18 protein-coding genes and 1 riboswitch are annotated in these 20,111 nt (G+C 33.6%); of the genes, 3 read left to right on the forward strand and 15 right to left on the reverse strand.

All coding sequences use genetic code 11. The features are described 5' to 3' along the window. Positions 1–26: 26 nt before the first annotated feature. Positions 27–815 carry a GTP pyrophosphokinase family protein gene (locus tag ACFHWD_RS04690; RefSeq protein WP_150358887.1) on the reverse strand — a complete coding sequence of 263 codons (789 nt, stop codon included), beginning with the start codon at positions 813–815 and terminating at the stop codon, positions 27–29. 175 nt (positions 816–990) lie between these two features. Here ACFHWD_RS04690 and ACFHWD_RS04695 point away from each other — a divergent pair, with 175 nt between their 5' ends. Next, positions 991–1,791, forward strand: a complete 801-nt coding sequence (locus ACFHWD_RS04695; protein ID WP_150358886.1) for a DUF2225 domain-containing protein — start codon at positions 991–993, stop codon at positions 1,789–1,791. 41 nt (positions 1,792–1,832) lie between these two features. Here the strand turns inward: ACFHWD_RS04695 and ACFHWD_RS04700 are convergent, their stop codons facing one another. The 4 genes from ACFHWD_RS04700 to ACFHWD_RS04715 form a co-directional block, all read right to left on the reverse strand. Continuing rightward, the gene (locus ACFHWD_RS04700; protein WP_179978112.1) at positions 1,833–2,525 is read right to left on the reverse strand and encodes a metallophosphoesterase; all 693 of its coding nucleotides are present in this window, start codon (positions 2,523–2,525) and stop codon (positions 1,833–1,835) included. A gap of 4 nt (positions 2,526–2,529) precedes the next feature. Next, a complete protein-coding gene (locus ACFHWD_RS04705; protein WP_179978113.1) occupies positions 2,530–2,796 on the reverse strand; it encodes an EscU/YscU/HrcU family type III secretion system export apparatus switch protein in 267 nt (88 codons plus the stop codon). A 48-nt stretch (positions 2,797–2,844) separates the two neighbouring features. Further along, on the reverse strand, positions 2,845–4,560 hold the full coding sequence (locus ACFHWD_RS04710; RefSeq protein ID WP_229980660.1) for a hypothetical protein: 1,716 nt from the start codon (positions 4,558–4,560) through the stop codon (positions 2,845–2,847). 121 nt (positions 4,561–4,681) lie between these two features. After that, positions 4,682–5,308, reverse strand: a complete 627-nt coding sequence (locus ACFHWD_RS04715; RefSeq protein ID WP_150358882.1) for an ECF transporter S component — start codon at positions 5,306–5,308, stop codon at positions 4,682–4,684. A 98-nt stretch (positions 5,309–5,406) separates the two neighbouring features. Next, positions 5,407–5,523: riboswitch (FMN riboswitch) on the reverse strand. Positions 5,524–5,674: 151 nt separating this feature from the next. On the opposite strand from ACFHWD_RS04715, the gene ACFHWD_RS04720 reads away from it, so the two are divergent. Next, positions 5,675–5,935: a thioredoxin family protein gene (locus ACFHWD_RS04720; RefSeq protein WP_150357884.1), complete on the forward strand. Its 261-nt coding sequence runs from the start codon at positions 5,675–5,677 to the stop codon at positions 5,933–5,935. 27 nt (positions 5,936–5,962) lie between these two features. Here the strand turns inward: ACFHWD_RS04720 and ACFHWD_RS04725 are convergent, their stop codons facing one another. Further along, positions 5,963–8,116 (reverse strand): Tex family protein, encoded by a 2,154-nt coding sequence (locus ACFHWD_RS04725; protein WP_229980662.1) that lies wholly within the window; start codon positions 8,114–8,116, stop codon positions 5,963–5,965. Between the two features lie 120 nt (positions 8,117–8,236). On the opposite strand from ACFHWD_RS04725, the gene ACFHWD_RS04730 reads away from it, so the two are divergent. Beyond that, positions 8,237–9,562, forward strand: a complete 1,326-nt coding sequence (locus tag ACFHWD_RS04730) for a M28 family metallopeptidase (RefSeq protein WP_150357886.1) — start codon at positions 8,237–8,239, stop codon at positions 9,560–9,562. Here the strand turns inward: ACFHWD_RS04730 and ACFHWD_RS04735 are convergent. The 9 genes from ACFHWD_RS04735 to ACFHWD_RS04775 form a co-directional block, all read right to left on the reverse strand. Further along, positions 9,551–10,798 carry an MFS transporter gene (locus ACFHWD_RS04735; protein ID WP_229980664.1) on the reverse strand — a complete coding sequence of 416 codons (1,248 nt, stop codon included), beginning with the start codon at positions 10,796–10,798 and terminating at the stop codon, positions 9,551–9,553. The two genes, ACFHWD_RS04730 and ACFHWD_RS04735, sit on opposite strands and share 12 nt — an antisense overlap. 75 nt (positions 10,799–10,873) lie before the next feature. Continuing rightward, a protein-coding gene (gene prfB, locus ACFHWD_RS04740; RefSeq protein WP_150357888.1) for a peptide chain release factor 2 occupies positions 10,874–11,978 on the reverse strand; the annotation gives its coding sequence in 2 pieces (ribosomal slippage) (positions 10,874–11,911 and positions 11,913–11,978; 1,104 coding nt in all). 23 nt (positions 11,979–12,001) lie between these two features. Then, entirely contained in the window at positions 12,002–14,509 is a 2,508-nt protein-coding gene (gene secA, locus ACFHWD_RS04745; protein ID WP_150357889.1) for a preprotein translocase subunit SecA, read from the reverse strand. A 174-nt stretch (positions 14,510–14,683) separates the two neighbouring features. Then, complete coding sequence (hpf, locus tag ACFHWD_RS04750; RefSeq protein ID WP_150357890.1) at positions 14,684–15,211, reverse strand: ribosome hibernation-promoting factor, HPF/YfiA family; 528 nt, start codon at positions 15,209–15,211, stop codon at positions 14,684–14,686. A 237-nt stretch (positions 15,212–15,448) separates the two neighbouring features. Further along, complete coding sequence (locus ACFHWD_RS04755; protein ID WP_106008317.1) at positions 15,449–15,643, reverse strand: alpha/beta-type small acid-soluble spore protein; 195 nt, start codon at positions 15,641–15,643, stop codon at positions 15,449–15,451. 105 nt (positions 15,644–15,748) lie between these two features. Beyond that, a complete protein-coding gene (locus ACFHWD_RS04760) occupies positions 15,749–17,884 on the reverse strand; it encodes a cation-translocating P-type ATPase (RefSeq protein ID WP_179978116.1) in 2,136 nt (711 codons plus the stop codon). Positions 17,885–17,960: 76 nt separating this feature from the next. Continuing rightward, complete coding sequence (locus ACFHWD_RS04765) at positions 17,961–18,218, reverse strand: hypothetical protein (protein ID WP_150357892.1); 258 nt, start codon at positions 18,216–18,218, stop codon at positions 17,961–17,963. A 27-nt stretch (positions 18,219–18,245) separates the two neighbouring features. Beyond that, positions 18,246–19,526 carry an HMA2 domain-containing protein gene (locus ACFHWD_RS04770; RefSeq protein ID WP_179978117.1) on the reverse strand — a complete coding sequence of 427 codons (1,281 nt, stop codon included), beginning with the start codon at positions 19,524–19,526 and terminating at the stop codon, positions 18,246–18,248. An 8-nt stretch (positions 19,527–19,534) separates the two neighbouring features. After that, the gene (locus tag ACFHWD_RS04775; protein ID WP_229980668.1) at positions 19,535–19,981 is read right to left on the reverse strand and encodes a hypothetical protein; all 447 of its coding nucleotides are present in this window, start codon (positions 19,979–19,981) and stop codon (positions 19,535–19,537) included. Positions 19,982–20,111: the final 130 nt, after the last annotated feature.

The raw sequence follows: 20,111 nt of genomic DNA on the forward strand, positions 1-20,111 counted from the left end.
TTTTACTATTTAAAAATAATTCAATTTTATTTATATACTTGAAGCGCCTTCTCTGTAGAATGTAATAAATTAGACAATTCAAAGACTTCTCCCTCTTCAGTCAGTTTATTTAACTGCATCTGATATCTGGTAGCTTCAGTTAATTTACCCATAGATGACAGTGTCAATATGTTATTCATTATATCCGAGACCAGACTGGATTTTACCTCAAACAGCTTTTGTGCATCTTTTATTTCATCCTTGATTTCAAGCATTTGTTCATCAAGTTGAAATGCAGCATCTGCCGCACTTTTCAATTTTAATTTAATGGCATCTGGTATATCATGTTTATATTTATAATTTAGAGAATGTTCCGCAGTAGCCCAAAAATTCATTGCCAGTGTTCTTATTTGAAATTCAGCTAATATCTCAACCTCCCCATCCGACATATTCACGGGATACTTGATCACCATATGATAGCTTCTATAACCACTTTCTTTTACATTGGTTATATAGTCCTTTTCATACATTATCTCCATATCTTTTCTATTTCTAACTATATTAACTACTTTACTTATATCATCTACAAACTGGCACATTATTCTGATTCCTGCTATATCTTCCATTTCATATCCTATTCTATCCAAGGGTATATTAAACTTATTTGCCTTTTCCAGTATACTTGATATTTCCTTTACTCTTCCTGTAACAAACTCTATAGGTGAATATTCATTTTTTCTCCTATACTCTTTTCTTATGCTCCTAAATTTTACCTTCAATTCCTCAACAGCTTGATTATATGGTAGTAGAAATGTCTTCCACTCTCTTATTGCCACATAAATCACCCCTAACAGATATTATAAAATTAATTCATCTAGTACAATAATACTATTATATCAAAAATATGGAAAGTTTAAGAACTATTATTTTAACTAAATTTTTGATATAATGGTTAAAGAGGGTTAATTTATATTATAAAATTTATATGATCAATAGTAAAGGTGATAGAATATGTCTAGAGAAATATCCTTAAATCCAGAAAGTTTAAAATCAAAAGACAAGCAAAAATCCATGTTGTACGATAGAAAAATAACCTGTCCTGTCTGTGAAAATTCCTTTAATGCCAGGGCCATTAAAAAATCTTCATACAGGATAACAAAAAGGGATTCAGATTTTTTTATAAGGTATTCTATAATAAATCCCTATTTTTATGACGTATGGGTATGTGATAACTGTGGTTACGCTGCTATAAAAAACGATTTTCTTCATTTAAATGAACATGATGCAGATACAATAAGGAATAAGATTTCCCCTAAATGGCACCGCAAAAATTACCCAGAGGTATATGATATTGAATTAGCTATTCAAAGGTACAAGCTATCTCTTTTAAATTATTATGTCATAGATGCCAAAGCCAGTAAAAAGGCAATTAACTTTCTAAAAATTGCCTGGATGTATAGGCTTAAAAATGATAATGAAAATGAGATAAGATCCTTAAATCAGGCATTAGACAATTTTAGCACCGCATATTACAATGAAAGCCTACCAATATGCGGCATGGACAGGTACACCACCATCTATCTCATAGGTGAACTTATGAGACGTACAGGAAAAGAAGAAGAATCATTGAGATGGTTCAGCCAAGTAGTAACTTCTACTGCAGCATCTTCAAGAATTAAAAATATGGCCAGAGATCAAAAGGATCTTGTAAAAGATTTTCTTAAGAATAAATCACTGCCTTCCGAAGGACAGCCTAAAAAAATTCTCAAAGAGAATAAAGCTCACGGCCTATTCGTTAAATTTCACAAATAGCAGATGATCTGGCAAATAAATTTTTCCCTTATAGGATAAACTTATCTGCCAATTATTATTTTAGGATCAAAATCTATATAATCTGCAGAAGTCAATATATACTCTATTCCATTTAAATCTCCTGTCACAGCTTTTAAAGAGGTTTCTCCATGGAGATGTCCATATATAACTTTTTCTACTTTATATTCCTCAAATATATCTTTAAATCCTGAACTCATAAATTTTTCACCTATGGGAGGATAATGAATGGCAGCTATGAATTTACTGTATCCCGCTTCTACTGCACAGCTCAATGAATTCCTCATTCTCATAAGTTCTCTTTTATATATTTTTTCATCGTGTTGGGAGAAATTTTCACTACCTGGACAATTCCATCCTCTAGTTCCGCACAATGCATAATCCTTATATGGAAAAAAATTATTTTGTATAAAACTCATATCATCATATAAACTGTTCAATTTTGTGATGCCGTTCCACCAATAATCATGATTTCCCTTTACCAATATTTTTTTCCCCGGAAGATGATGAATCCACTGCAAATCCAAAAATCCATCTCCCATATTCATAGACCAGGATATATCCCCTGCTATAATCACCGTATCCTCACAAGTTATTTTATTCATCCAATTTGATTTTATTTTTCTATCATGTCCAATCCAATTGTCCCCAAAAATATCCATAGGCTTATCCCCAGTCATATCTAAATGCAAATCTGATATTGCAAATAAAGCCAAATCATCACCTTCTACTTATATTTTCATCTATATCTATTACATATGCTATAACCTTAGCCACCGCATCATATAATGCAACAGGTATATAGTTCCCTACATCTACATTGATCAAAAGATCCGCCAATTCCTTGTCATAGACTATAGGAACTCTATTTTCTTTTGCTTTCTCCAATATATTATCTGCTATCTGTCCTATACCTGCAGCAGTGACCATAGGCGACTCATAGCTCTGTTCATATTTTAAAGCTGCTGCCTTTTTTCTTTCACTCATTCTTTTATCCTTACCTTCCTTCCCCCTTTTTACTCCGTTAAATATGGTTCATACTCTAGCATTGAGTATACTTATATCCTTGTCCTCAAAAAATTCCCCGCAGGTGGATATGTTCATTTCTTCTACCTTCTCATGAAATCTGACATCTACATTATACCCCACATCCGATAAGCTCTCCAGTATTTTCTCGTGCTCTCTGCTAAGTAGATCCAGCCATTTTTCATTACATTTAATATCTATATCCATATTGTGACCATTCACAGTCAAATAGGTATCTACTACTCCCATATTTTCAGTGCTTATAGAAGCAGCTATTTTGACATTTGTGGAATCTATTTTTTTCCCTTTTTTCCTTTCATCTTTAATCATAAGCCTACACTGATAATTGTTCTGATTCAAATTTATGGGAAGATCCATATAATAATAGGAATTTGAAATAGTATTGAATATTTTAAAATCATTTATATTATTATTCAGTATATGATTTATATTTTCGGAAATATCATTTTTGCCGCTATTTTTTTGTTCTAATATTTCTCTCACAATATCTTTCATATCATTGATCTTTGCATCTATTTGATCTTTTATCTGTACAGCAATTTGTCCTATATTATTTTCACTTGCAGCTCTGCCTCTATGTGAAACATAAGGCATGATCCTATCTTTTACAAAAGAACTCAGAACATTATCAGGATGAACTTTACCTGAATCCCCCATACCACTTGTCTCTCCGGTTGTTTCAATAGTTTTACTCTTTATATTTATTTCATTTTTGGAAGTTTCCTGGCTTTTCAAATTCTGTACACCTAAATTTTCTTCAGCATCTGCTGCAGTTTTCAAAGCATTTGTCTTTAAACCTATGCTGCTTTTTTCACCCTCCAGTTTTGTTTTTAAACCTGTCCTGTCTTCTTCACCCTGGAGTATGGCAAATTGGTTTTTACTTTTATCAATAATGCCCACATTGTTTTCTTTTAAACTATCTTCAGCATTTTTAGCCTTATCCTGTAATTGGATATTTTCAGATTGATCTTGCTGGACAATTTGTTTTGGTAAAAGCTGTCCAAGATTCTTAACTTCATTATATATAGTTCCCTTGTTTTTGAATATACTGTTAAAACTCTTTATATTATTTTCATCTAATTCTATATTGTTCTCCAAAAAAGTAAACAGATCATCTCCGTTTATACTCTTTAGCTGGTTAAAAAATTTTTTCAAAGTAGTATTTGTAAATTTGCCTTCTTCACTGTCGGGTGATAGATTTTTACTGATTAAATATTTCTGAATAAAGATATCCTGTTCCTCCGGATTCTGTTTTATCTTGTTCATAAATTCCAGTACACTTTTTATGTTGGAAATATTATCTTTTGTAAGCGGGATTTCATGTTTAACCATTTTATATATAAGATCATAATCTTCATTACTGAGATTAAAATCATTTTCTTTGATAAACAAACTTATGGGATCATTGCCACTGTTATTATGCTCTCCTTCTGAATTCACAATTTTTAATTTTAATTTTCCATTTTCAAACCCTTCTACTTCCAGTCTTATCAATTGATTTTCTAATATATTCTGATAACTTTCCAGTTCACCTGAAAATTGCCATCCATCTAAAAGCTTTAAAAGTATTTCTCCTGTTGATTTATTTAATTGCATAACTCTAGCAGAAAATTTCTCTCCTATTTGAAAAGAAAGCTTTGCAGATATTTTTTTATTATTTACATTATAGGTGCTGCTTATATTCCAAATCCCTGACAAATTCATCACCCTTTTTAATTTACTAAAAATTTTTGTTCTATATATAATTTATCGTATGAAATCCCTGTTTCATAATAAAAAAATCCGGGAATATCCCAGATTTTCTTATTATGACTCCTCAGTTAAGTTAATTTTTATTTTCTGCTAACTTCCCATCTCTTGCCTGTTCCTGCTTTAATATTGGAGATACACTCTTATAGAGAACAAGCGTAAGGGCTGTAAGTGCTATTCCCTTTAACAGATTGAATGGCACAATGGCAAATAATACCAGTGTATTTAAATCCGTTACGCTCCCATTTATCTTTCCTGCCACCGCTACCATTGCGCTTATAGGAAAATTAAGTACTTTTTCATAAAGAGGAAGTAGTATAAAATAATTTAGCAGTGCAGCTGCTGCCGACATGGCAATAGTTCCAGCTCCAAGGCTGATTACCGCTGACTTTTTGGTTTTCTTTTTACTGTATATATACCCTGCCGTAAAAACTAAAACTGATCCTACTGCAAAATTGGCAACTTCACCTATAAAGGCAGTCTTTCCGTTAAATATCCCATGAAGTATATTCTTCAAAAATTCTATGGCAATTCCAGCTCCTGGTCCCAGCGCAAAAGTTCCCATCAAAGCCGGTAAATCACTTATATCAATTTTCAAAAACGATGGGAATATTGGAAGGGCAAATTCTATAAACATAAGCAAAAAGCCAACTACTCCCAGTAATGATATTTTTACTAACCTATTTAATTTGTTATTTTTCATCAGTTGACACCCTCCTAAAACATCAAATATAATCTTCCAGGTGAGCAAACATAATAAAAAAACCTGATAAATAAATACCAGGGCTAATAAACATTACATTCTCACTTCTTCCATCCAGACTTTACTGTCGGCCTCGGAATTTCACCGAATCATACCCTTTGGGGCTCGCGGGCTGTACCGCCGGTGGGGAATTACACCCCGCCCTGAAGATTACTTTTTAATTTTCAAATTCATTATAATACTTTTATACCCATACTTCAATATATTTTCTTAAATTATATTGTAAAAAATACATTACTTTGATATATAATTAAGTTATAAAATGTAAAAGCTATTAAAAAATATATAAAGTTGGGTGATGTAATAATGAAACCTGTACACATGTTCGTAACAAGCTGGTGTCCTTACTGCAGGCAGGCACTGTCCTGGATGAAGGAACTTCAAAACAAAATTCCTGAATATAAAAATATCAATGTTGAAATAATTGATGAAGAGAAACACCCAGAAATAGCCAAAAAATATGACTATTATTATGTACCTACATATTTCGTAGGAAACACCAAAATTCATGAGGGAGTTCCATCCCAGGAGATAATAAGGAAAGTTTTTGAAAAATCCCTTCACTAGAAAAATTATATATTATTGGGAACCGCTTTACTTCATGCTGAGAGAAATCCTCTTTCTCTTAGCATCCACTTCAAGCACGGTCACCTGTACAATGTCTCCTACCTGTACAACATCAAGAGGATGTTGTACAAATTTATCTGAAAGCTGGCTTATATGCACCAGTCCGTCCTGATGTACCCCAATATCCACAAAAGCACCGAAATCAGCTACATTTCTAACTGTACCAGTAAGTACCATTCCAGGTTTAAGCTGGTTTATATCCATAATACCTGTCTTAAGCACAGGTTTTGGAAGCTCTTCTCTTGGATCTCTTCCTGGTTTTTTTATCTCTTTTATTATATCTTTTAAAGTGGGTATTCCTACCTGAAGTTTTTCAGAAAGGACTTGCATATCTATCCTTTCCACTCTATCATCAATATGGGAGACATCTTGTTTTTTAAGATCTTCTGAAGTATACCCCAAAGTTTTTAAAAGTCCTCTTGCCGCACTATAGGATTCGGGGTGTACTGAAGTATTATCCAGCGGTTCGGCGCTTTCCATCACTCTGAGAAATCCAGCACACTGCTCAAAAGCCTTGCTGCCAAGTCTTTTCACCTTTAAGAGTTCTTTTCTGCTTTTAAATTTTCCATTTTCCTCTCTGTAGACTACAATATTAGCTGCTATAGTTGAATTTATTCCTGATATATAGGATAAGAGAGATGGCGTTGCTATATTTAAATCCACCCCTACACTGTTTACACAATCCTCTACCACACCTTTTAGTGATTCATCTAATTTTTTAGGAGCAATATCATGCTGATACTGTCCCACTCCTATGGATTTAGGATCTATCTTAACAAGTTCTGCAAGTGGATCTTGAAGCCGCCTTCCTATGGATATAGCTCCCCTTAAGGATACATTTATATCTGGATATTCCCTTGCTGCAAGTTCAGAGGCAGAATAGATGGAAGCTCCCGCTTCAGATACTATGACATAATAGAGATCCCTGTTTTTCTCTGCTTTTACTTCTTTTATAAGTCTTCCTATTACTTCTTCAGACTCTCTGCTGGCAGTTCCATTTCCAAGAGATATAACATCAACATTATATTTATAAATCAGCTCTTTGAGTTTTTTTATAGATCCATCTATATCGTTTTGGGGAGCAGTAGCATATACTATGGCAGTATCTAAAAGCTTACCCGTATCGTCCAGTACCGCAATCTTACATCCATTTCTAAAACCAGGATCATAGCCAAGTACATTTTTGCCTTTTATAGGAGGCTGCATTAGAAGGGCCTTTAGATTGGCCTTGAATATCTTTATAGCCCCTTCCTCTCCTCTGTCCGTAAGTTCAGATCTTATTTCCCTTTCAATAGCAGGGTAGATCAGTCTTTTTAAAGAATCTCCAATACTTTTTTCTATATATGAATCAGTTATACTGTTGCCCTTCAAGCAGTGATTTTTTAAATAAATTATTATATTATCCATATTGCAGGTTATTTTTACTGATAAAACCTTTTCTTTCTCGCCCCTGTTTATGGCAAGTATTCTATGGGCGGGAATGGATTTAACCGCCTCTTTATAATCATAATACATTTCATAGGGAGTAGTTTCTTTACTTTCCCCTCTGCTTTCAATTACACCGTTGTCATAGACAAATTTTCTTATCCATTTTCTATACTCAGCATTGTCAGAAATAATTTCACTTATTATATCCACAGCGCCATCTAATGCTTCATCTATGGATTGAACTCCTTTTTTATCACTTACAAATTGTTCCGCATATCTTCCTATATCTCCTTTAAAATTCCCGTCTAAAATTACCTGTGAAAGTGATTCAAGTCCTTTTTCCTTTGCAATAATAGCTCTGGTTCTCTTTTTAGGCTTATAGGGTCTGTATATATCTTCTACCTCCGTAAGAGTAGTGGCATTTTCTATAGATTTTTGCAAATCTTCTGTCAGCTTGCCCTGCTCCCCCACTATTCTTATGATATCTTCCTTTCTTTCCTTAAGATTCCTGAGATATACAAGCCTTTCTTCAAGTTTTCTCAAAATCACATCACTCATGCTTCCAGTTAGCTCTTTCCTGTATCTGGCTATGAAAGGCACTGTATTTCCTGAATCTAAAAGCTCAATTACATTATCTATATATTTTTTATTTACTCCCAGCTCCAGTGCCAGCGTATTTGTTATATTATCCATATTTTCCTCCTGATAGATTTTTGTCTGAAATAATGCAGCTAAAAATATATTACAACAGTTATATACATTTTGGCAAATTAATATATTTATAAAGACATCAATTAAAGAGGTTTATTTATAATGAAAAATTTCATGCTGCGTTTATTATTTGCTGTATTGTGTCTTACCTGTTCTTTGAGTTTTCAATACTGTTATCTCATAACCCCTTTAGACTCAGCTGAGGTAAAACACAATATCTCCTATTTATCCTCTGATTCATTTAAAGGAAGGCTTCCCGGCACTCTGGAAAACTATGAGGTAGTAAATTTTATAAAAAATTACTTTCAAAATCAGCACTTAAGGCCCTACAAAGGCAACTATCTGGAGAACTTCAATGTACTTTACCCCAAAAGAATAGAAGGTGTCCCCTATCTCAGGGTAATAGACAAAAATGGTTTCATAGTACGGCAATACAAATATGGAGCGGATTATAAAGAAGATATGCTGAATTTCAAGGACAACAAAATATCCTTTAAAAAATCCGATATTCTTGTGGAAAGGGGAAACAATTTCCAAATATACCAGAACGGCAAATATTTTGTATTCTACAATCCAGAAAACGATAATCTGAATTTCAGAAGTTCCTTTATGGCAAACTCCAGTCAATCCATGTACGTAATGGTAAAAAAACAAACTGCCCAAGATATAAAAAAATATGTAGATTCTGGTTATGAAGTCAGTTGTTTCATTCCCATTGAGAATAAATTAACATCTGTATACAATATAATAGGATACATAGAGGGAAAAAATACAAACCTCCCGCCTCTTGTTTTATGTGCGCATTTTGATCACCTTGGCACTGATCTATCTGGAAAAGTATACAGCGGATCTCTGGACAATGCCTCTGGTACCTCTTTTTTACTGGGACTTGTAAAATATATAAACTCCCTTGGAAAGCCGGATAGAAATATAGTAATTGTATCTTTCAATGCCGAAGAATTTGGCTGTCTGGGTTCAAAGGCCTTTGTCCAAAAATACTATAATGAATTAAAAGGCTGTAAAGTAATAAATTTTGATATGATAGGCAGTGATAAAAAAATACCTCTCACTATAATGGGCAGTAAATGGGACACAAAAAAATCAAGTCTTGTCCAAGAAATAGCTAATTTGTGCCGCAAAAATAATGTGGAATTTAAATATACCTTTGAAAATTCCAGTGACCACGAATACTTCAGAGCTTATGCTATAGATGCTGTTACTCTGTCAGATGAAGATATGTCAAAAATACATACGCCGGAAGATAAAAATAGATATATAAGTACAGCTTCTATAAGCAGGTGTTTTAGTATAGTCTCGGATGAAATATTAAATTATGCCTTTAGTAATAACTTTTATGTTCTATACTGCCGCATTTCATTTATATTATCTCTCTTAGGCATACTAATAATATTGAAACTACGTATCTGAAAAAGGTTTTGCACTTTTTTTCCTGAATTCAATAAAAATCATTATTATAACAGCAACTATAAATATAATTGAACCACAGCTGAAAAATCCAAATTTTCCACCGAATTTTTCCATCACTACACCTGCAAAAGCACTCCCAAGAGGGGTGCTTCCTATATTTAAAAGAGAATATATGCTCATCACCCTTCCTCTATATGCATCTTCAGTATTAAATTGGATTATGGTATTGGCTTTATTTAAAAAAGTAAGATTGAAAAATCCTATGAGCACAAAAATCATACTTACAGATATAAAATTTTTTGTGAACAGAGTTACTATCTGTAAAATTGCAATTATAAAGGAATTTATAATAAGATAATATCTAGCTCTAATTCTCCTGCCCTGTCCTGCCATAAACATGGCTCCAAGAAGAGAACCCAGACCTATAAGGCTCATTAGCAAACTATAGGTCCTGGCTCCGCCTTCCATGACTTCTTTTGCAAAAACAGGAACAATCACATTGCTGTTGAACGCAAAAGTACATACTATTGCCATCATGAACATTGTGGATATCAATATTCTTTTATGTACTGTATACAATATACCATCTTTCAGATCTTTAAGCAAATTGGATTCAGTATTTCTAATTACGGGATTTCCCATATGTTTTATCTTGACTATCCCATATATTACAGGTATGAAACTGACGGCATTCATCAGGAAGCACTGGAACACTCCGAGATCATCCATTATTATTCCCGACGCCGCAGGTCCAATTATACGTGACATATTGAATACGGTGGAATTTAAGGATATGGCATTGGGCAGATCTCTTTTTCCCACAAGTTCAATAAAAAAGGACTGCCTGGTGGGCATATCAAAGCTTGTTATGATTCCATTTATAGCCGCCAGCAGAGCAAGTATCCAGTATTTGCTCTCACCCATATATACAAAAAAGCTCAGTGCAAAAGCCTGCAGCATATAGGATATCTGGGTTACAAGAAGAATCCTTTTCTTGGGATGCCTTTCCACAATTACACCACTTAACAGGGTTATTAAAAGCACCGGAGCATATTGAAACACACCTATAAGTCCAAGCAAAAAAGGAGAATTGGTTATTTTATAAACGTACCAGCTCAGTGCCGTATTCTGAATCATGGTTCCCATAAGTGACAAAAATTGTCCGGATAAAAAATATCTGAAATCTCTATGATTAAGTGAAATAAAGGTATCTTTGAATTTTGTTCCAGTGCTCAATGTCATAGCCCCTCCCAACTGTTTAAAATTAATATACTGCCTGATAATTAAAATCCGGCAGTATATTAATTACATCTATTTTGTTTGCTGATTTAAATATCCCTTTATAAAATCATCTATATTACCGTCCATTATGGAAGATATATTTCCACTTTCAACACCTGTCCTGTGATCTTTTACCAGTGTATAAGGATGAAACACGTAGGATCTTATCTGACTTCCCCATCCCATATCCTTAAGCTCTCCTGTCAAATCCTCTATTTTGTCTTTATGTGCTCTCTCCTTAAGTTCTACCAGCTTTGATTTCAACATTTTCAGTGCCTGCTCCTTGTTGTAGTGCTGGCTTCTTTCATTTTGACACTGGACAACTATGCCTGTAGGTATATGGGTTATTCTAACAGCTGATTCAGTTTTATTTACATACTGTCCCCCTGCGCCTCCTGCCCTGAAAGTATCTATTTTTAGATCTTCAGTTCTTATACTTATATCCTGACTCCCTGTGAGTTCAGGAAGCACCTCTACTGACGTAAAAGAGGTCTGTCTTTTCCCATTTGCATTAAAAGGAGATATTCTAACCAGTCGGTGAATTCCCTTCTCTGCTTTTAAATATCCATAGGCAAATTCTCCAATAATTCTCAGAGAAACACTTTTTATTCCAGCATCATCCGCAGCAAGCATATCCAATGTCTCAATTCTGTAACCTTTTTTTTCTGACCATCTTGTATACATCCTGAGGAGCATTTCCGTCCAGTCCTGCGCATCTTTTCCTCCTACTCCTACATGTAAATTCAATATGGCATTATTTCTGTCATACTCACCATTTAGAAGCGTTTCCGTTTTGAACTTTTCTACATGAAACTGTATATTTTTTACTTCACCTGATATATCCTTAGGTGAAATACTCTCATCTTCCGATGCAATTTCAATGAGAACTTTAGCATCCTCTATTCTCTGCAGGAGACTCTTGTATTCATTGAGCTTATCCTCAAGATCTTTTTCCTCACTGGATACCCTTTGAGCTTCTTCTACATTATCCCAAAAGCCAGCCTTTTGCATTTTCATCTGGAGTTCTTCTATTCTATTTTTAGAACCTTCTATGTCAAAGTGAATCCCTCATTTGCTCTATACTCTGTTCCAGATCATTTAATTTATTCATATCTTCTTCCAATTGAAATACCATTTAATCACTCTCCTTTTATAATTTTAGGCAGTTCTTCCGCAACAATTTTTATATTTTTTACCGCTGCCGCAGGGACATGGATCATTTCTTCCCACAGTCTTCGCCTTTCTTATAGGTTTCTTTTTTACCACACTATCCTCCTGCTGATTAGTACTTACGTTTCTAGCTACTCTTTCTCTTTCCGGTGCTCTCTCTATCTGTACATGAAGCAAATACTTGATTGTATCCACTTTGATATTGTAGATCATTTCATTGAACATCTGACTGCCCTCAAATTGATATGCCTGGGCAGGTTCCTGCTGCCTATAAGCTCTGAGCCCAATAGCTCTCTTTAGATGCTCCATATCATCTATGTGATCCATCCACCTTGTATCAACAACCCTGAGAAGAATAACTCTTTCAATTTCTCTCATCTGTTCCGGGGTAAATTCCTTTTCTTTCTCCTCATACATTTTTATCCCTATATCTGTAAATTTAGCTTTAATTTCTTCATTGGAAAGATTTATAATATCATCTTTTTTAACAGAACCCTTGGGTATATAAATTTCCTCCATATAGTCAATCAGTTTCACTATTTCATCTTCAAAATCCTCTTCTATACCAGATATATGAGAATCTACAATAGAAGATACCAAATCCTCTATCATCTTTAACATATCATCTTTCAAATCCTCTCCCTCAAGGACTTGAGATCTCTGTCTATATATGATTTCCCTCTGCTTATTTATAACATCGTCATACTGAAGAAGTGTTTTTCTTATGTCAAAATTATTTCCTTCCACTTTCTTTTGTGCATTTTCTATGGCATTTGTAACCATTTTACTCTCTATGGCTTCATCATCTTTAAGCCCCAGTTTTTCCACTACACCCTGAAGTCTGTCTGAACCAAATATTCTCATGAGATCATCTTCAAGAGATACATAGAATCTTGAACTTCCAGGATCGCCCTGACGGCCTGAACGACCTCTGAGCTGGTTGTCAATTCGCCTGGATTCATGCCTCTCTGTACCTATTATCTTAAGTCCTCCCAGGGCAACAACACCTTTTCCGAGTTTTATATCAGTACCACGGCCAGCCATATTGGTAGCTATAGTAACAGTCCCCTTTTCACCTGCATGAGAAATTATCTCCGCTTCTTTTTCATGAAATTTAGCATTTAAAACCTGATGGGGAACTCCCTTTTTCTTAAGCATATCTGATAGAAGTTCTGATTTCTCTATACTCACAGTACCTACCAGCACCGGCTGACCCTTTTTATATGTTTCGTATATTTCATCAGCTATGGCATTGAATTTTCCCTTTGCACTTTTATAAACAACATCTGGATAATCTTTTCTTATAACCGGTTCGTGTGTAGGTATAGCTATTACATCCAGCTCATATATCTCTCTGAATTCATTTTCCTCCGTTTGTGCAGTACCTGTCATACCGGATAATTTATTGAACATTCTAAAATAATTCTGGTAGGTAATGGTGGCAAGGGTCTTGGATTCTCTCTCAACCTTGACTCCTTCTTTAGCTTCTATGGCCTGATGAAGCCCGTCACTGTATCTTCTCCCCTCCATCATCCTTCCTGTAAATTCATCCACTATCAGTACTTCTCCATTTTTCACCATGTAGTCCTTATCCCGCTTCATTATATAATTGGCCTTTAGGGACTGAACCACATAATGCTGTACTTCCATATTTTCAGGATCGGCATAATTGTCAAAATGAAAGAAAGTTTCAGCTTTTTTTACACCTGTATCTGTAAGTATGACTGCATTTGCCTTTTCATCTACCGTATAATCTTCTTTTTGCAGGGACTTTGCAAAACTATCTGCAACATTGTAGAATTCAGTTGATTTTTCTCCCTCTCCCGAAATAATAAGCGGTGTCCTTGCTTCATCAATCAGAATTGAGTCAACTTCATCCACTATGGCAAAATTCAATCCTCTTTGAACTCTCTCTTCCTTGTATATAACCATGTTGTCTCTCAAATAGTCAAAGCCAAATTCACTGTTTGTTCCATAGGTTATATCACACCTATAGGCTTCCTGACGCTGTTTTTGATCCATATCATGCAAAATAACACCCACTGTAAGACCTAATGCCTCATATACAGGTGCCATGGAATCCCTATCCCTTTTAGCAAGATAATCATTCACAGTTACTATATGCACTCCCTTGCCGGTAAGAGCATTTAAATAAGCCGGTGCCGTGGCAACCAGAGTTTTACCTTCACCGGTTTTCATCTCTGCTATCCTCCCCTGGTGCAATACCACTCCACCTATTAACTGTTCTTTGTACTGTTTCAACCCTACATTTCTATATCCTGCTTCCCTGACAACTGCAAAAGCTTCAGGCAGTATCGAATCCAGAGATTCTCCCTTGGAAATTCTATTCTTAAATTCATCTGTTTTAGCTCTCAACTCTTCATCACTAAACTGCTTCATTTCAGAATCCATACTATCTATTTTATCCGCTATAGGGATAATTCTTTTTACTTCCCGTTCGCTGTACGACTTAAATAATTTCTGAAAAAGTTTCATTTTTTTTTCATCCTCACCACATTAAATTTTATAAAAATACATGCTTTTTAAATTATATCATCTAACTATTAGCTATTCAACTCATAGAAATAATAGTTTACTTTAGTTTAATAATATAAGCTGTATTTTAAAGTGTAAAGAAGAGGAAGCTCCTGCTTCCCCTCCAGTAATAATCTAAAATTCAGGTTCTATTAAACCATAATTTCCATCCCGTCTTTTATAAACTACATTTACTTCCCCATTTTCAGCATCCCTGTATACAAAAAAGCTGTGGCCTAAAAGCTCCATCTGAAGTACTGCCTCCTCTGACGACATAGGCTTCACTGCAAATTTTTTAGTTCTTACTATTTTATGTTCTTCTTCGTTTTCTTCTGCATCATTTGGTATAAATTGAAATCTTAGAGATTCAGAATTGTTTCTTTTCAAAAGCTTTGTTTTCTGCTTGCGTATTTGTCCTTCTAATTTATCTAAAACCAGATCTATTGAAGCATACATATCTCCATTTTCTTCTTCGCCTCTTAGTATAACTCCATTAAAGGGAATGGTTACTTCGATTTTTTGCCTGTTTTTCTGTACACTTAATGTAGCATGAGCCTCTACATCAGGGTTGAAATACTTATCAAGCCTAGATAATTTTTTTCTCACAACATTTTTCAATGCATCAGTTATCACCATATTCTTTCCAGTTACAATTATTTTCATATTTTCAGCCCCTTTCCTATAGTTATTCTAAACTGATTGAGTATGTTTAGAATCAATATACTTTTATTTGTTAATATTATTGTAATACTACTAATTATAAATTACAATAGCTACCTATTTAAACAATTTCACTTCAAATAAAATTCATGCTTAAATTAAAACATTTATAGAACTTCTATTAAAAATTCACATAAAAAAACCTGTACTTTATATAAAGTACAGGTTTTTTCATCAGATCTACCTTAAATTTTGCTCATATGCTTCTATCATTTTCTTAACCATATTTCCACCTATTGAACCAGCTTCTCTAGCTGTTAGATCTCCATTATACCCATTTTTCAAGTTTACTCCAACCTCTTTTGCTGATTCCATTTTAAATTGATTTAAAGCTTCTTTAGCTTGTGGAACTACTGGTTTATTACTATATGCCATAATACACACTCCTTTTTATAGTAAATTTTACTGCTTACAATTACAGTTTGTACATTACTGCAAAAATTATTCTAGGTAATTGATGGATCTTTTAAAAAGCATCTATTATTTTAACAATCTCGGACCCAACCTGACTCTTTCATTCATGACTAAAGCCAAAATAGAATTTATTGTATCTATTGACTTTGCAGAAAATATATCGAATTTCCCGAAAAAAGCAATAGTTCCTAAAAAAATATTAAATAAATTTGACATTGTAATATTTTGCTGTATGACTCTGTATGCATTCTGAGATAGCATTATTAGATCATCTAATTTATTAATATCCTCATCAAAGATAATACAATCTGAATTAAATTTAATCTCATTACTGGAATAGTTTGCAAAGCTCACACTTATATCTGCGGCTCTCATTGCCATAATATCATTTATTCCATCTCCAACCATCATAACAGTCCCCTGAGATTTCTGATCTAATATAATTTGAAGCTTTTCTTCACTATTACAACCGCCATAGACATTTTTTATTCCCAATTTATCGGCAATATATCTACCTTTCTCACAACAGTCACCTGTTACTAAAGATATGTTCTCCACATGATTGAATTCAAGCTTATTGATCAAATCGCAAGCACCTTTTCGTATAGCTTCCTTCATCACAATCAGACCTGCTACTACATTATCTATACTCACAAGCATAGGACTGTATAGGCCGCCTTCATAATATGCGTACCTTTCCAGAACATCATTTAAATCAACATTATTTTCCTTAAGAAAACCATTATCTCCAATCAATACTTTATGGCCATTATATCTCGTACTTATTCCTTTCGAAGGTAATAAAACTATTTTTTCCAGCTTTCCCTCTGCCTCATAAAAACTTGTTTCCATCGATATACCTTGAGAAATATTCGGAATCTCTTCACAGCTTTCGCCTTCACAGGCAGAACATATTTTCAACAAGTCCTCAATTGTGTAATTTTCATTAAAGGATTCAATATGGGCAATGCTCATGTTCTTATAAGTAAGAGTTCCCGTTTTATCAAAAACTAAGCTATTGATATTGATAATTTTTTCGAGAGTGTTGGGATTCTTAATATATATGTCATACTTACTCAGCCAATGTACATAATTCTTTATTGCCGTACTCAATGCCAATTCTGAGGATGCCGGGCACAAAAGCAATATTATCGACAGTGCATTTAATATGTCACCTGTAAACACATAGTTTAAGGCTGACAATACCATCGCAGCAGGCAGCGCCCTCTCCTGATATCTTATAACACTTTTTCTTAAATTCAGCTTATCAATAGAAATATCCTCTTTCTCAAGAGGTTCAGCTAATCTCGATATTCGAACTTTCAGTTCTCCAGATATCACAACAATCCCTTCATATACTTTGCTGCCTTCTTCTATTAAAGATACAAGAGGCTGTCCCGTATAGTAAAAACTATTTACTGCAGCTCTTCCCTCCAGAACTTTTCCATCTACAGGAATAACTTCCCCTTTATGGACTAATATAGTATCTCCTACTTCCAATGATTTAACTGAAGTCAATATTTCATTGCCATCACCTGTAACAATCCAGGCTGTATTGGGAGGATTAGCTGTACTCTTTCTCAACAGGCACTGGCACTTTAAATCCGCAGACACTTTTATATAATCTGTAAAATCAGTCATCAAAATCAAAAATAAACCTTCTGTACTTTCTCTAGAAATAGTCAAAATCAGACCGGCTAACTTTAGAAAAACATCTGGATGAGGATATATGCGCCCTGCGAGCCTATTATAAGCACTCCTAAATACAGAATATCCACCTACTATTGTTACAAGAGAGGCCATTTCTACCATAGCAAGACTCCCGCTTAAAAAAAATTTTCCAAACAGAAGCTGTTTAATTTTAAAAAATAAATATACTAGAGTGGATCTTATAAAATTATTTTTAACAATATTCCTTTTATTTTTAATATTGTAGTATGAATCATAGGCTTTGAAAATTTCATCATTATAATTTATTTCAGAAGTCAGTGTCTGCTCAATACTATTTTTAATTGACTTAAGATCGGTCTTTTTTTCATCATACAAAACCAGAATAGTTCCAATATTATAATTTACCTTACTGTATTCTACTCCATACAGACCTTCTGTATATATATCAATATATTTTGCCAATCCCTTGTTTAAATATGCTTCATCACATTTAAATCTCACTCTTCCAGGTAACACACTCAATTCCCTCAACTTTAAAATTCATCCTCCTTGCAGCACTAAAAATTGTTAACTTTTTCACTCTGCCTTCTGATTACAATTACACTTATCAGCGTTTAAACATCAACGACCTCATTACATGTTTATACAATCTCTTATTATTCACTTTTTGACACTCTTGAAAGAAAAAGTTGCCCAAATCCGTTATGGATTCAGACCATAATGATAATATCTTTTCCTCAGATGAAGGATTATTCTTAATTTCCTCTAGACTAAAAATCAATAAGTCCTGTAAAACTGCTTCAGCTCTATTTAAGCTATCATTTATTAAAATTGCATTAGCTGAAATATCTGCATTGTTTTCCATATATAAAGCTCCTTGTATATAAATATTTTAGTTCGTCAAATAACGTAATTTAATGTAGGGTATTTTATTGAAACTTTCATAAAAATCAAATTTCAATTTTAAAATCAAAACCATAAGCAAAGTATTTAAAATATAATAGATTATAGAATATAAAGGCGTTAAATAATTCAATACTGCAAGTAATATTCCCAATATGTTCAATGTAATTGCTGTATTTTCAACTTGAACATTTACCTCCCTGCAAAAATAACCCAATTTTATTAACAAAATCAATTTATCCATACTAGAATATTTCAAATTAATATCTGCCTTTAAGCTACTCAATTCATTGTACAAACATATAACACAATCACTGCACATATAGCTCAATTCATTTTCAGGGAATTTCCCTGTAACTATTAGAATAGTATTACTATCAGATTTATCAGTTATCAGACAATTTTTCTTTCCATCCAGGTCATTTTTATCCAATACTTCTATTCCCAATACATAGCCAATATAACGTATAATACCATCTTCACTGTTTCCAATTATAAATATATTGTTAATTCCCAACATACGTATATTATCTATAATCAATTTCATGTTATCATTAATTGGATCATCTAATTTCCCCAATATGACTAGCTTTTGTATTTCATATTCGTTTAAATTCATAATGTCCATATCCCGTTCATTGAATCCATTTCTAAAGATGTCATCTTCTATTAACAAAGTATTAACATTACTGAGGAAACTCATTGAAGTGTTATCTTTCAAATATATATTTTCCATATTCAATTTAACCGACGCATAGTAATAGGAGGATGCCCTTACGCCAAACAAAATTCCTGGATAACTCAATACAAATATAGAAATAGTATTGATAACATTACCAGTAAACACAAATACAATAGCTGCTATGCCCATTGAAATTTTTAATATTTTACTGGAGATACTGTATTCATCTCTATATACTTGTTCTGAAAGCTTTTTTTTAAATAAAAAGAAAGGATTTACTGCATCAATTAGAGTCTTTAGCAGAGAGCTCTTATCTATATTCTCAACAGCTGCTACTTCTGGACCATTAAAAGCTTTTTCTATTATAACCACTATTTTGTTCTCGTCAATTTCATTCTCATTATAATATATAAGAACATTTCCTGTATTTTTACTCACATGAAAAGACAATATACTATCATATCTAGTCAATCCACTTCTTACCCTGAGTATCCTTTGCTCATTTTTCAGTAAACCCTTTACATTGACTCTGACTCTTCCTGGAAGTGAGGAGATAATTTTTATTATATCAATTCCTGCAGCACCCATTTCAAGTCCTATGCCTCATCCATTGAGGTCTTACGTTTTCTTTTGCGCTGATATTGCGCTTCTGCCACTATATCCTCAAATTCTTCTTTTGCTCCACAAGCCAATTCAGCAGTTTTGTCTATCACTGCAAGAACTGAACCTACAGCGCCCACTGTTAACTTTCGCAGGGGGCTGAAAAGTGCTTTCCCTACTGAAAAATCTGTTTTTTCGTCATCCACGTTCTTATTATTGTCACCAATATTGTCAAGTTTAGATAATATATCTTCTACATTTTTATTAATCTGTTGAAATCTATCATTCATAGTTTTAATATTATTTTTCAAATCAGATCTATCATCCTGAAGTTTCTGCATCTGGGTACTTATTTGACTATATTTTTGTTCAAGTGCATCCAATTTCTGCTGCATCTTTTTCTGTAATTCTTCTACATGAGCTTCATTATTATCGTTATTCATTTCCAATCAACCTCTTTCTAAAGATTATAATCAAGTTTATTATTCACAATTTTTCTTTAATAATACATAATTATAACAATTTCTCCTTGAGAATAAACCAAATAAAAAGAAGCTCTGATAAAACAAAGTT

Origin of the sequence: Clostridium sp. MT-14, from assembly GCF_042436595.1 — a bacterium.
GTDB classification, from domain to species: Bacteria; Bacillota; Clostridia; order Clostridiales; family Clostridiaceae; genus Clostridium_B; species Clostridium_B aromativorans.

Bases quoted from the DNA above. Each gene is read 5' to 3' on its own strand.
- ACFHWD_RS04695 (WP_150358886.1), top strand. From the start codon at position 991: ATGTCTAGAGAAATATCCTTAAATCCAGAAAGTTTAAAATCAAAAGAC.
- ACFHWD_RS04705 (WP_179978113.1), bottom strand. From the start codon at position 2,796: ATGAGTGAAAGAAAAAAGGCAGCAGCTTTAAAATATGAACAGAGCTAT.
- ACFHWD_RS04710 (WP_229980660.1), bottom strand. From the start codon at position 4,560: ATGAATTTGTCAGGGATTTGGAATATAAGCAGCACCTATAATGTAAAT.
- ACFHWD_RS04715 (WP_150358882.1), bottom strand. From the start codon at position 5,308: ATGAAAAATAACAAATTAAATAGGTTAGTAAAAATATCATTACTGGGA.
- ACFHWD_RS04720 (WP_150357884.1), top strand. From the start codon at position 5,675: ATGAAACCTGTACACATGTTCGTAACAAGCTGGTGTCCTTACTGCAGG.
- ACFHWD_RS04725 (WP_229980662.1), bottom strand. From the start codon at position 8,116: ATGGATAATATAACAAATACGCTGGCACTGGAGCTGGGAGTAAATAAA.
- ACFHWD_RS04730 (WP_150357886.1), top strand. From the start codon at position 8,237: ATGAAAAATTTCATGCTGCGTTTATTATTTGCTGTATTGTGTCTTACC.
- secA (WP_150357889.1), bottom strand. From the start codon at position 14,509: ATGAAACTTTTTCAGAAATTATTTAAGTCGTACAGCGAACGGGAAGTA.
- hpf (WP_150357890.1), bottom strand. From the start codon at position 15,211: ATGAAAATAATTGTAACTGGAAAGAATATGGTGATAACTGATGCATTG.
- ACFHWD_RS04755 (WP_106008317.1), bottom strand. From the start codon at position 15,643: ATGGCATATAGTAATAAACCAGTAGTTCCACAAGCTAAAGAAGCTTTA.
- ACFHWD_RS04765 (WP_150357892.1), bottom strand. From the start codon at position 18,218: ATGGAAAACAATGCAGATATTTCAGCTAATGCAATTTTAATAAATGAT.
- ACFHWD_RS04770 (WP_179978117.1), bottom strand. From the start codon at position 19,526: ATGGGTGCTGCAGGAATTGATATAATAAAAATTATCTCCTCACTTCCA.
- ACFHWD_RS04775 (WP_229980668.1), bottom strand. From the start codon at position 19,981: ATGAATAACGATAATAATGAAGCTCATGTAGAAGAATTACAGAAAAAG.